At 73.2% G+C, this 12,295-nt stretch carries 9 protein-coding genes; 2 read left to right on the top strand and 7 right to left on the bottom strand.

The window, feature by feature from the left end; all coding sequences use genetic code 11:
* The first annotated feature begins 39 nt into the window (after window positions 1-39).
* On the top strand, window positions 40-939 hold the full coding sequence (locus ElP_RS02455; RefSeq protein WP_145266916.1) for a transglutaminase-like domain-containing protein: 900 nt from the start codon (window positions 40-42) through the stop codon (window positions 937-939).
* 8 nt (window positions 940-947) lie between these two features.
* Here ElP_RS02455 and ElP_RS02450 read toward each other — a convergent pair whose 3' ends face one another.
* The 7 genes from ElP_RS02450 to ElP_RS37545 all read right to left on the bottom strand — a co-directional run bounded on the left by ElP_RS02450 (window position 948) and on the right by ElP_RS37545 (window position 10,730).
* Complete coding sequence (locus tag ElP_RS02450; protein ID WP_145266914.1) at window positions 948-1,946, bottom strand: transglutaminase family protein; 999 nt, start codon at window positions 1,944-1,946, stop codon at window positions 948-950.
* Between the two features lie 54 nt (window positions 1,947-2,000).
* The gene (locus tag ElP_RS02445; protein WP_145266912.1) at window positions 2,001-2,966 is read right to left on the bottom strand and encodes an alpha-E domain-containing protein; all 966 of its coding nucleotides are present in this window, start codon (window positions 2,964-2,966) and stop codon (window positions 2,001-2,003) included.
* A gap of 1 nt (window position 2,967) precedes the next feature.
* Entirely contained in the window at window positions 2,968-4,449 is a 1,482-nt protein-coding gene (locus ElP_RS02440; protein WP_231749422.1) for a circularly permuted type 2 ATP-grasp protein, read from the bottom strand.
* A gap of 385 nt (window positions 4,450-4,834) precedes the next feature.
* Window positions 4,835-8,380 carry a WD40 repeat domain-containing serine/threonine protein kinase gene (locus ElP_RS02435; protein WP_145266910.1) on the bottom strand — a complete coding sequence of 1,182 codons (3,546 nt, stop codon included), beginning with the start codon at window positions 8,378-8,380 and terminating at the stop codon, window positions 4,835-4,837.
* A 49-nt stretch (window positions 8,381-8,429) separates the two neighbouring features.
* Window positions 8,430-9,086 carry a sigma-70 family RNA polymerase sigma factor gene (locus tag ElP_RS02430; RefSeq protein WP_231749420.1) on the bottom strand — a complete coding sequence of 219 codons (657 nt, stop codon included), beginning with the start codon at window positions 9,084-9,086 and terminating at the stop codon, window positions 8,430-8,432.
* Window positions 9,087-9,180: 94 nt separating this feature from the next.
* Window positions 9,181-9,615, bottom strand: coding sequence for an FHA domain-containing protein (locus ElP_RS37550; protein ID WP_197446663.1), 435 nt, complete (start codon window positions 9,613-9,615; stop codon window positions 9,181-9,183).
* Between the two features lie 371 nt (window positions 9,616-9,986).
* The gene (locus ElP_RS37545; protein ID WP_197446662.1) at window positions 9,987-10,730 is read right to left on the bottom strand and encodes a biliverdin-producing heme oxygenase; all 744 of its coding nucleotides are present in this window, start codon (window positions 10,728-10,730) and stop codon (window positions 9,987-9,989) included.
* A 222-nt stretch (window positions 10,731-10,952) separates the two neighbouring features.
* Here ElP_RS37545 and ElP_RS02420 point away from each other — a divergent pair, with 222 nt between their 5' ends.
* On the top strand, window positions 10,953-12,269 hold the full coding sequence (locus ElP_RS02420; protein ID WP_145266908.1) for a Gfo/Idh/MocA family protein: 1,317 nt from the start codon (window positions 10,953-10,955) through the stop codon (window positions 12,267-12,269).
* Window positions 12,270-12,295 lie beyond the last annotated feature (26 nt).

Genomic DNA, 12,295 nt, shown 5'->3' with positions numbered 1-12,295 from the left:
CCCATCGCCAGGGGGTTCGGCCGCGGGAGTCCATTCGCGATGCTGATTCGCGCCGGGTACGAGATGGTCTTCGACGTGCCCAGCCCCACGCCGATGCTGCTGATGCTGGCGCTCAGGCCCGAGCGCGAAGGTTCGGTCCGTCGCCCCGGCGGCATGAGGCTGGAGCCCGAGGTGCCGGTCGACCGATTCCTCGACGGGTTCGGCAATCGCTGCGCGCGGATCGTCGCCCCGGGGGGGCGGCTGACGATCTGGGACGACCTGGTCGTCGAGGACTCCGGGGCGCCGGACGAGCAGGCGCCGGGCGCGGAGCAGATCCCCGTCCAGGACCTGCCGGTGGGGGTGCTGACCTACCTGCTGGGGAGCCGATACTGCGAGGTCGAACGCCTGTCGGACATCGCCTGGTCGCTCTTCGGCCAATCGCCGACCGGCTGGGGCCGCGTGCAGGCGGTCTGCTCCTGGGTGAACCGCCACGTCGAGTTCGGCTACCACCACGCCCGGCCGACCAAGACCGCCTGGGACGTGTACACCGAGGGCAACGGCGTCTGCCGTGACTTCACCCAGCTGGCGATCACCTTCTGCCGGTGCCTGAACATCCCGGCCCGGTACGCCACCGGCTACCTCGGGGACATCGGCGTGCCCCCGGCGCCGCACCCGATGGACTTCAGCGGCTGGTTCGAGGCCTATCTCGGCGGCCGCTGGTACACCTTCGACGCCCGGCACAACATGCCCCGGATCGGCCGGATCCTGATGGGCCACGGTCGGGACGCGGTCGACGTCGCCCTGACGACCTCGTTCGGGACGGCCGTGCTCTCCGGATTCACCGTCTGGACCGACACGGTGGGGCCCGAGGCCCTGGCCGCGCCGATGGGCAAGCCGGAGCAGCCGGGCCAGTCGGCCGGGGGCGAGGCCCGGCACCTCAGCGGCGGGGGGGGCCGGTAGGGCGGCGGTCACTGCTGCTGGCCTTGCTGCTGGTGCAGCTCGGCCCGGGGGCGGGGCTGGTCGGGGAATGCGGCCCGGGAGGACTGGCGCTGCATCTGGCTCGACCGGGAGCCCTGCCGCTGGTACTGGGACTGGCCGTCGGCGGGGACCGGGAAGGTCCACTCGTTCCACTCGAACGGGAGGCGGTCGACCGGCTCGACGCCGACGGTGACGGCGATCTGCTCCTCGGCCTTCCCCTTCCAGACCCCCCGGTTGGGGGGGACGTCGGAGTAGTCCCGGCCGAAGGCGATGACGACGTAGTCGTCGCTGGCGAACTCGCCGGCGGTCGGGTCCACGTCGAACCAGCCGACCCCGTCCCCGCCCCAGATCTGGCACCAGGCGTGGGTGGCGATCTCTCCCGGGTGGTTCACGTAGCCGCTGACGTACCGGGCCGGGATCCCCAGCCCCCGGCAGGCGCCGATGAAGAGGTGGGCGAAGTCCTGGCAGACCCCCTTGCCGCCCTCCAGCGCCTCGCTCAGCAGGGTCCGGGCGCCGGTCACCCGCTTCTCGTACTTGAAGCGGTCCCGGACGGCGGAAACGAGGGCGAGGATGTCGCTCATCGCGTCGCCGGTGGGGCGGGGGAGTTCCCCGAGGAAGGCGTCCAGCGCGGGGCTGGCGTCGACCAGCGGGCTGGGGAGCAGGAACTCGGCCGCGTCCACGTCATAAGGCCCGGAGGGCGGCCAGGAGACTTCAAGGAGCCTCGGGGAGGCCTGGCGGCGATGGGTCCGCACGAAGCTGGTCGACCGGATGATCAGCTCGTGATAGGGCTTGGCGATGTTGAACAGGTCGACCCGGTTGCCGAAGCCGTCGTGGAAGGCGGTGACCGGGGCCTGCGGGGTCGTCTGGAGCCGGTATCGCAGCGCCGTCTGGTCCTCGTCCGACTGCGGCGCCATCCGGACCTCGAAGACCGTCTCGGTCACGGGGGCCGTGTAGGTGAACCGAGTCTCGTGCTGGATCCGCAGCAGCATGGCGGTCGTCCCCGGGGGAGGCCCGGGGCCCCGTTCGGGCCGGGTGGCGTCGGGTCAGGTGAAGAAGTAGGCGCGATGGATCTCGTCGCCGATTTTGTTGCAGGAGTCCTGGACGCCGGAGAGGAACGAGCCCAGGCCCCGGTCGAAGATCTCCGACGGGGCGATGTAGTGCAGCTCGCTGTCGAGGCGCCCCAGGCAGCGCTCGGCCTCGGAACCGTAGCCGTCCCCGCTGGAGATGGCCCGCAGCGATTCCAGGCACCGGGCCACGCAGAAGCGGATCGACCGGGGGAACTCGGGGTCGAGGATCAGGTAGCGGACCACGCCCTCGGGGTCGACCCGGTCGTGATAATCCCTCAGGTACGCCTCGTACGCGGCGCAGCTCCAGAGCAGGCTCGACCAGTGGACGATCCGCAGCGGGGACTCGACCACCGGCCCCCCCTCCCGGAGCCCGTGCAGCTTCACGCTGAGGATCCGGCTGATCTGGCTGGCGCGTTCCAGGTGCCGGCCGAGCTGGAGGAAGTGGTAGATCTCGGTCCGGGGCAAGGTGCCGTCCACCAGGCCGTCGAAGAGGATGCAGGCCCGCTTCACCCCCTGGAGGAACCGGGGGGGGCTGTCGAGGAACCGGCGGCGGGCCTTGCGGCCCCGGACGTAGAAATGCAGGCGGTTGAGCTGCAGCCAGGCGTCGGCGCTGATCGTCTCCTGGGTGGCCCGGGCGTTCTCCCGGGCGTGGCCGAGCATGGAGAGGATCGACTGGTTGTTGGCGCGGTCGAAGGTCAGGAAGCGGAGCACCGCCTCCCGGTCCAGCGGCCCGGGCCCGTGGGCACGCTCGAAGGAGTCCCGGCAGGCGAGGATGGACAGGACGCTGGCGATCGGCGCCGGGTCGGTGCCGGCGGCGTCGCCGTCGAGGCCGGCGGCGTCCAGCTCCAGGTGGAATCCCACGTCCAGCAGTCGGGCGACGTTCTCGGCCCGCTCGACGTACCGGCTGATCCAGTAGAGGTTCTCGGCCACCCGGCTGAGCATCTCAGTTCGCCTCCGGTCGCTTCGGAGGCCCCCCTCGGAGCACCCAGGTGTCCTTGGTCCCGCCCCCCTGCGAGCTGTTCACCACCAGGCTCCCCTGCGGCAGGGCGACCCGGGTCAGGCCACCGGCCAGGACCTTGATCGTCTCGCCATAGAGGACGAACGGCCGGAGGTCGACGTGTCGGCCTTCGAGGTGGTCGTCGATCAGCGTGGGGTGCTGGCTCAGGGAGATCGTCGGCTGGGCGATGTAGCCCCGGGGATTGTCGGTCACGCGGCGGGCGAACTCCTCCCGCTGCTCGGCCGTCGAGGCCGGGCCGATGAGCATCCCGTACCCCCCGGAGGCGTCGACGGCCTTCACGACCAGCTTCTCGAGGTTCTCCAGGATGTGCTGGCGATGGCTGGGGATCTGGGGCCGGAAGGTCTCCACGTTGGGGAGGATCGGGTCCTCCTTCAGGTAGTACTTGATGATCTCGGGGACGAAGGGATAGACCCCCTTGTCGTCGGCCATGCCGGTGCCGATCGCGTTGGCCAGGCCGAGCCGGCCCGATCGATAGGCGGCGACCAGGCCGGGGACGCCGAGCTGGCTGTCGGAGCGGAAGGTCATCGGGTCGAGGAAGTCGTCGTCGATCCGGCGGTAGAGCACGTCGACCCGCTGGGGCCCCCGGATCGTCCTCATGAAGAGCTGGCCGCTGTCGAAGAACAGGTCGCGCCCCTCGACGAGTTCCACCCCCATCCGTCGGGCCAGGTAGCTGTGCTCGAAGTAGGCGGAGTTGTAGACCCCCGGCGTGAGCACCGCCACCACCGGCTCGTCGACCCCCGGCGGGCCGATGTGCCGGAGCACCGCGAGCAGGTTCGTCGTGTAGTCGTCGATCGGCCGGATGTTGTGGGCGGCGAAGAGTAGGGGGAAGACCTGCTTCATCACCTGCCGGTTCTTCAGCACGTAGCTGACGCCCGAGGGGGTCCGACAATTGTCCTCCAGGACGAGGAAGGTGCCCTCGGCGTCCCGGATCAGGTCGATGCCGGAGACGTGGATGTAGATGTCCCTCGGCACCCGGAGGCCGACGCACTCCCGGCGATAACCCGAGGCGCCGAGGATCAGCTCCAGCGGCACAACGCGGTCCCGCAGGATGTGCCGCTCGTGGTAGACGTCGTGGATGAACAGGTTCAGGGCCCGGACCCGCTGGGTGAGCCCGCGCTCGATCTGGTCCCATTCCGGCGCCGAGATCAGCCGGGGCACCGGGTCGAAGGGGATGATCCGCTCCACCCCCTGCTCCCGGCCGTAGACGGTGAAGGTGATCCCCTGGTTCCGCATCATCAGGTCGGCGGCCCGGTGGCGGTGGGCGATCTCCTCCGGCCCCAGCGACACGAGCCGATGGTGCAGCGGCGCGTAATGGGGCCGGAGCCGGCCGGGGGCGACGAACATCTCGTCGTAGCCGGTCAGGCCATACCGGGAGAACAGCCGGTCATCCTGGGGCGTCATCGCCATCGTGGCCTGTCCGTCGGGATCCGATGCGAGTCGAGCTGCCCGACCGCACGAGGATCGGGTGGCCGCGCCGGTGACGCTCGGCCGGGATGGTCGTCGAGGGGGACCATCCGGCAATCCCATTCAATAAAGCAATCGGCGCACCGTGACCAGGGCTTTCCTCGAACTCGCCGCTCGGCAAGGCGTTATCGCCGGGAATGCCGACCGGCCCCCGTCCCCCGATGCCCGGAGGACAGGCAATCGGGCGCCCCGATGCCGAAGTCGGTGGCAGGGTAGGCCGGACCGACGGCGGCGATCCGAGGGCCCTGCGCCCCCGATCAGGCGTCCGATCGAGGGCGGGGCGGCCCCCCGGCTCCGCGATCCCGCTCCCCGCCGAGGGCCCCGGGGATCAGTCGGGGGGCCGGGGGATCGGGACGTCGGCGGGGGCGATCGGGGAGGGGCGGGGGAATCCGGGCCAGCCGATGCCGGTCGCATCGAGGTGGCCCCGGATCGCCCGCAGATCCCAGCGTCGGGTGCCGCCGCCGTGGTCCTTGGCGTAGAGGAAGCGGAGGTCCCGGGTCAGGCCCAGCTCGGAGAGGTGGTCGGGGGAGGGGGGCTCGAAGGTCGCCAGGGCCTCCCCGGTGCGGGCGTCGAGCAGCCGTGCGACGGTCCGGGTCAGGGCGACGGCGACGATCGAGCCGTCGGGGGCGAAGGCGACCTTGCCGGGCTGATTGCTCGCCTCCCGACGGGGGACCCTCCAGCGGGGCTCCCAGGTCCCGACCCCCCAGCAGACGTAGGCCCGGCCGGAGCCGGTGAGGAGGGAGCGGCCGTCGGGGTTGAAGGCGACCTCGGCGCTGCCGTCCACGTCGAGTACCGCGACCGGCGCGCCGGTCGAGGCGTCCCAGACCCGGACGCCTTCCCCTTTCCAGGTGCCGGTGGCGAGGAGGGAACCGTCGGGGTTCAGGTCGATCCGCTCCACCCGGGGGTGGTCCTGGATGAGGACGAGCCCGCCGTCGGTCCCCGGCCCCGGGGCCGCGTCGAAGAGCGCGACCTCGGGCGGGCTCCCGACGATCACGGCGGCGATCCGCCTCCCCGACCCGTCGGCCCGGATGCGGCCGACGCGCCGGCCCCGGAGCGGGCCGAAGGGCTCGGGGGGGCCGAATCCGATCGACTCGCCGTCGGGTTCGATCGCCCACCGCAGGATGCCGGACGGGCCCCCGGTGAGCAGCGACCGGCCGTCGGGGAGGACCTCGGCCGACGCCGGGGCCGGGGCCGGGAGCAACGCGACCTGCCGGAGGCCCCGGTCGAAGATGCGGACCCCGACCGAGCCCCCCGAGGCGAAGGTCGAGCCGTCGGGGAAGAGGTCGACGGTGTACGCCCTGGAGTCGGGGTCGAGGTCGAGGAACCGGCCGCGGGCCTCGTCGCCGTCGGCCACCTCCCACCTCCAGATGGACTCGCCGTCCCGGCTGCCCGAAAGGGTACGATCATCGGGGCCGAAGCGGACGGCCCAGTGCTCGGGGGAGGAGGCGACCACGAGCGGCTCGCCCGACTCGGGGTGCCAGAGCCGGACGGTGCCGTCCCAGCTCGCGCTGGCGAGCAGGTGGCCGCGGTGCGAGAAGTCGACGGAGATGATTGCCCCCTTGTGGCCGGGGAGGATCCGCGGGGGGGCCTCGGGGTCTCCCGGGTCGAGCAGGTACAGTTCCCGGAACCCGCCGCCGACGGCGAGGCCCTCCCCGTCCGGCGTCCACGCCAGGCTCTGGCCACCGTAGGGGAGCGACCAGGGGCCGACCGAGCCGGTGCCGTCGGCCCGGAGGACCTCCAGCGATCGCCCGCTCCTCGTGCTGGCGACGGCGATCCGGCGGCCCGCCGGGTCGAACCGCAACGCGTAGGGCTCCGGGGGGCCGGGCAGCGAGGCGGGAGGACGCCCGCCGTCGAGGTCGAAGATCCGGACGGTCCCGTCCTCCAGCCCGAGGGCGAGCCGACGGCCGGGGGGGTCGAAGCCGAGGGCGGCGTCGTAGGCCGGGACGGGCTCGTCGAGCAGGACGGCGCCGCCGTCGAGGTCAAAAGCCCGCACGCGGATCGACCCGCCGCCCTGGTACTTGGCCGCGAGGCGACGGCCGGAAGTGTCGAATTCCAGCAGGACGACCGGCAACCCCGGGCCGGGCATCACGAGCGGGGGGCGGCCTCCCTGGCCGGGGTCGAGGACGCGGACGGCGCCGGATTCGTCCCCGATGGCGACGCGGCGGCCGTCGGGCGAGAAGGCGAGCCGACGGTCCCGGGAGGCGAGCCGCGGGATCCGACGTACGTCGACCCTCCGCAGGTCGGCCAGGGCGAGGCAGGCGATCGCCTCGTCGCGCAGCTCTCCCCGCCGGTCGACGAAGGCGTCGAGCGAGGCGGCCTTCGAGAGGGCGTCGAGCGCATCGAACCGCTGCCCCTCGGAGCCGCTGCGTCGGCTGGCCCGGGCCCGGGCGAGGTAGGCGTCCCAGAGCCTCCGCTCGACCTCGGCGTGGCTCTCCTTGAGGCGGTAGGCCGAGGTCGCCGAGATGGCGGCGATGGCGACGAGCAGGACCGCGACCGCCGCCCCGAGCGCGGCCAGGCCCGGGTTGCGGCGGGACCACCGGGCGAGGCGTTCGAGGGGACCGGCCCGTCGGGCCGCGATCGGCCGGTCGTCGAGGAAGCTCCGGAGGTCGTCGGCCAGGGCGGCCGCGGACCGGTAACGGTCGCCCGGATCCTTCTCGATGGCCTTGTGGATGATCGTCGCGAGATCCCGGGGGACGCCGACGGTGATCGACCCCAGGCGGGGCGGGTCGGCCAGGGCGATCTGCCGCATCAGGGCGTGGCGATCGGCCTCGACGAAGGCGGGGGCCCGGGAGAGCAGCTCGTAGAGGGTCAGGCCGAGGCCGTAGACGTCGGCCCGGGCGTCGCAGGAGCCCCGGAACCGCTCGGGGGCCATGTAGCGGAGCGTCCCGACGAGGTCCCCGGTGCGGGTCAGATCCTCGTCGTCGACGGCCTTGGCCAGGCCGAAGTCGGTGACCCAGGCGTCGCCGTGGGCGTCGAGCAGGATGTTGGCGGGCTTGATGTCGCGGTGCAAGGTCCCCAGCTCGTGGGCATGGGAGAGCGCCTCGGCCACCTGCAGGCCGATCCGGGCGACGCCCCGGGCGTACCGGGCCCCCGAGTCGATCGCCGAGGGGTCCACCCGCCCCGGGTGGGCCCGGTGGCGGCGGAGCGGCGGGGGGGGGTCGCGGAGCAGGGGACGGGCGGACCCGCCGACGACCGTCACGTCGCCGGGGCCGGCGAAGGAGTCGGCAGGGTAGAGGTCGGCCCCGCCCTTCCCTTCGAGGGCCCGGATCTCGTCGAGGACCTGGTGCAGGCCGACCCCATGGATGAACTGCATCGTGTAGAAGGCCCGGCCGGCGTCGGAGCCGATTCCGAGGACGGGCACGATGTTGGTGTGGTGCAGCTGGGCGGCCGACCGGGCCTCGCGGTGGAAGCGGCGGAGGAGGTGGTCGCTGGCGACCGCCCAGGGGGCGAGCACCTTCAGGGCGACCCGACGGCCGAGCCGTTCCTCCTCGGCCTCGTAGACGACCCCCATGCCCCCCCGGCCGACTTCCCGGAGGATCCGGTAGTCGCCGATCCGGTCGGGCGGGCGGTCGTCGGCCGGGGATCGGGGGCCGGCCGGGGGCCCGATCGTCTCGTCGGAGTCGGGCTTGAGGTCCTCCACCATCACCAGGGCCGGGAACAACTCCCGGATGGCCGGTGCGAGGTCGGGGTGGCGGGCGAGGTACTCGTCGACCGTGGGACGCTCCCCGCAGCGGAGGCGCCCGAGGAACTCGGCGGCGAGCCGGTCGACGCGCCCGAAGACCTCGTCCGACGGCGAGGGGTCGGCCGGGGCATCGGGCCGGGCGTCGCGGTCGAGGCCGGGGTCCGCGTCCGGAGCCGCCTGGGGGCGTCGCATGGGTGCGTCCCGGAAGTCGGGGTGTTCGGTCGGGGCGGGGGGGGATCGGTCAGCCGAGGAGGCCCCGGGCCGATCCCGAGAACGCGGGGATGGCGGCCAGGCTGTCCTTCAGCCGGAGCATGGCCCGGACGTACCGCTTGCTGGCGGCCGAGGCGTTCAGGCCGAGCAGCGCGGCCGCCTCCTCGTTGCTCAGCTCCTCGAAGTGCCGCAGCGTGATGATCTCCCGGTCCGAGGGGGGCAGCCGCTCCAGCACCCCCTCCAGCAACACCCTCAGCTCCGCCCGGGCCGCGGCCCGGCTGACGGACGTGACCCTCCCCATCAGCTGCGCCGCCAGCGAGGCCGAGCTGGCGTGCGGCAGGGCGCCCCGATGCAGGGAGATCTCCCGGTCGGCGGCGCGCATGGCGGCGCCGAGGTGCCGGCGGTGGACGCGGAGCAGGCGCTCGATCGTGACCAGGCGGAGCCAGAGGAAGAAGGGCATCGCCCCCCGCTTCTTCTCGAACTCCGGCAGCTTCTCGGCCAGGTCGAGATACGCCTCCTGGAGCACGTCGGAGGGGTCGACCCGGCCCTGGAGCCGGCGGTCCATGCGGAGCCGGACCACCTGCCGGAGCCTCCCCCGGTGACGGGCGAACAGCGAGGCCAGGGCGGCGTGGTCTCCGCCGGAGGCGAGGAGGACCAGCTCGGCGTCGTCCCGTTCGTCGGCCATCATGCGGATCCCTTCCGGTTCGGGCCGGGGGGCGGGGGCCGTGAACCCCGGCCGGGCCCCGTCCCATCGCCATCGTAGTCGCGGCATCGACACCCGATCAACCTTCATCCTCCTCCGGGATCGGTCGGGGCGGTCCCGGCTCGGGCGGGCGGTCGAGCAGCCAGGTGCCGAGGCCCGAGGGGTCGTCGCCCCCCCCGGGGCGGTCGGGGGGAGCGTCGAGCCGGATCGCAGAAGAGGCCCCCGGGGGCTCCGGGCCGAGTTCGAGGCGATAGCGGGCCAGGCCGATCGAGAGCTCGTCGCCGGGGACCATCCGGGAGACCGAGACGAGGTCCCCGTTCACCCGGGTCCCGTTGGTGCTCTCCAGGTCCCGGACGACCAAGTGGTCCCCCTCCAGCACGAGGCAGCAGTGCCGCCGCGAGACCCGGGAGGAGTCGAGCCGGACGTCGCAGTGGGCATGTCGGCCGACCAGGACGACGGTCTGGCCGAGGTGGATGTCGGGGTGCCCGTCGAGCGAGACGAGTCGGGCGATCATGGCACTGGCCCCCTCCGGATGGGCTCGACCCCGCGGGGCGTCGGATCGTCTTCGGCCCCCCGCCGTCCGCCTCGACGCCCCCGATCCGGGGAGGGAGTCGGGCGGGGCGGGCCCTGGGGCGAGGACGCCCGGCGCCGGCGGGCCGATCGAGATCCGGGCCCGCCCGAGTCGGCTCGACCATCCCCGGTCCCCCGAGACGAGGCCTCGATTCCCCGAGCGTCGTCCGAACAAGGACCTGCGCGGAGGACCCGGACGGGGACATCGGGGTCCGGGCCCGGGGGCGATCCGGACGGGGGACGAGGATCCGCTACGGGTCGGGACGACGGGGGGCGGTCGACCGAACGACCCCGACGGGACGGGCCGGGGCGCCGTCACCGCCCGGGCCCCGTCCCGGAGAGCCAGCGTCGGAGGGAGTCGAAGGTCTCGGAAGCGGCCTCGACGACGGCATCGGCCCGGTCGGGGTGGGCGGCGACGTGGGCCTCGGCGAATCGGCCGAAGGAGGCCCACATGGCACCCGTCCGCGCCCGGTAGCCGGAGTAGAACCGGCCCCCCGACTCCGGCCCGATCCCGAGCCGGTCGCCGATCAGGCGGAGCACGACCCGGCCGCCGAGCGTGGCCCCCTCGACCACGTAGAGGCAGCCGAGGCCTCGGGCCAGGTCGACCGGCTCGGGGAGGTCCGGGCAGGTCGGGCAGGGGGGCCCGTCGGGGTCGAGCGAGCGCAGGTCCTCGCGGAGCCATCCGGCCTTGCGCCGCTCCCGGAAATCCAGGCCCGATGCCTCCCAGGGGAGCCCGGCCAACCGCCCCTCTAAAGGCTCGTAGTAGCCGAGGAACCCGCGGAGCAATCGGACGTAGGCCGACCGGGAGGCGCCGAGTCGGTCGACGTCCACGACCCGCTCGATCGCCTCGTGATGGGATCTCGTCTCGTGCCGGAGGCGAGCCAGGATCGAGGGCCCGCCGGGGTCGGCCGGGGCGGGCCCATGCCGGTCGCCCGCCGGGTCGATCCCGGGTTCCTCCGCCTTCGCCCCCGCCGACGCCCTCGCCCCGGGGGTGCCGGCTTCCCCGTTCGGGATCGGGACGGGGTCTCGGTCGGTGCGGGCTGGGATTCCGGGCGACACGGGGCCCCTCCGGCGGACGGCTCGCGACGAGGTGGGGACGGGAGGAGCGTTCAACATGACAAAACGGCCCGAGGCCGTCCACGGACCGGCCGGGGCCGAGGCCGACCGGGAGGGTCGTCGTCGGCCGGGGCGTCCCGCGCGGGAGGGGCGTTGCGTGTCCCCCCCGGGCGGGTTAGCCTCGCCGGACATCACGACCACGACCGACCCCCCGAGGGCGATCCCATGTCCTTCCCCGAGATGAACCGACGCTCGGCCCTCAAGGCGATTGCCGGCGGCCTGGCCTTCCCCTTCGTGGCCCGCGCGGGCGTCGCCCCGCCGAGCGAGACGCTCAACCACGCCAGCTTCGGCGGCTCGGGGATGGCCCTGGCCGACATCCGGTCGCTCACGGCCAGCCCCCACGTCCGCCTCGTCGCCGTGGCCGACGTCGACCTGGACCGAACCGCCGAGGTCAAACGCCTGTTCCCCGAGGTCCGGGTCTACCAGGACTACCGGGAGCTGCTCGACTCCGAGGCGGACCTCGACTCCGTCAACGTCTCGACCCCCGACCACATGCACGCCCCGATCACCAGGGAGGCGATCCGGCGCGGCCTGCACGTCTACACCCAGAAGCCCCTGACCCAGACCCTGTACGAGGCCCGGCAGCTCACCAAGGCCGCGAGCGACCGGGGGATCGTCTCCCAGATGGGGATCCAGATCCACTCCCACCCGGTCCACAAGGCGGTGGTCGCCACCGTGCACGACGGGGCGATCGGCAAGGTCCGGGAGGTCCACAGCTGGAGCGGCAAGCAGTGGGGGGACCGCGCCCCCCGCCCCGACCGCACCGACCCGGTCCCCGAGGGCCTCGACTGGGACGGCTGGCTCGGCGTGGCCGAGGAGCGGCCGTTCATCTCCGGCTGGTATCACCCCGGCAACTGGCGGAAGCGGCTCGACTTCGGCACCGGAACCTTCGGCGACATGGGGTGCCACATCCTCGACCCGGTCTTCTCCGCCCTGGAGTTGACCGCACCGACCGAGGTCCGGTCCGAGGGGGGCGCCCCGAACGAGCACAGCTGGGGCCTCGACTCGGTCGTCCGCTACACCTTCCCCGCTTCCCCCCGGACGGTCGACGGCTTCACGCTCACCTGGTACGACGGCGACCGACGCCCGCCGGAGGAGGTGGCCGCCCTGATCGGCGACCGGAGACTCAGCGACCAGGGGTCGATCTACATCGGCGAGGAGGGCGTGCTGTATTCCCCCTACATCGACGCCCCGGTGCTCCTCCCCGCCGAGAAGTTCATGGACTACGCGCGCCCCGGGCCGGAGGGGGACGACCACTACCTCCAGTTCGTCGAGGCCTGCCGGGGCAACGGCGAGACCTCGACCCCCTTCTCCTACGCCGGGCCGCTCACCGAAATGGTCCTGCTCGGCTGCCTCGCCACCCGATTCCCCGAAACAAGCCTGGCCTGGGACGCCGAGGCGCTGAAGGTCACCAACCTCGACGAGGCGAACCGCTTCGTCCGCCGGGAACCCCGGGAGGGCTACCGGGTCGAAGGGCTCTGATCGGTCCCGGGGCCGGGCCCGTTCGG

Origin of the sequence: Tautonia plasticadhaerens (genome assembly GCF_007752535.1) — a bacterium.
Classification (GTDB): domain Bacteria; phylum Planctomycetota; class Planctomycetia; order Isosphaerales; family Isosphaeraceae; genus Tautonia; species Tautonia plasticadhaerens.
The sequence above is the reverse complement of the archived record's forward strand: the minus strand, read 5'-3'. Positions and strand labels throughout refer to the sequence as shown.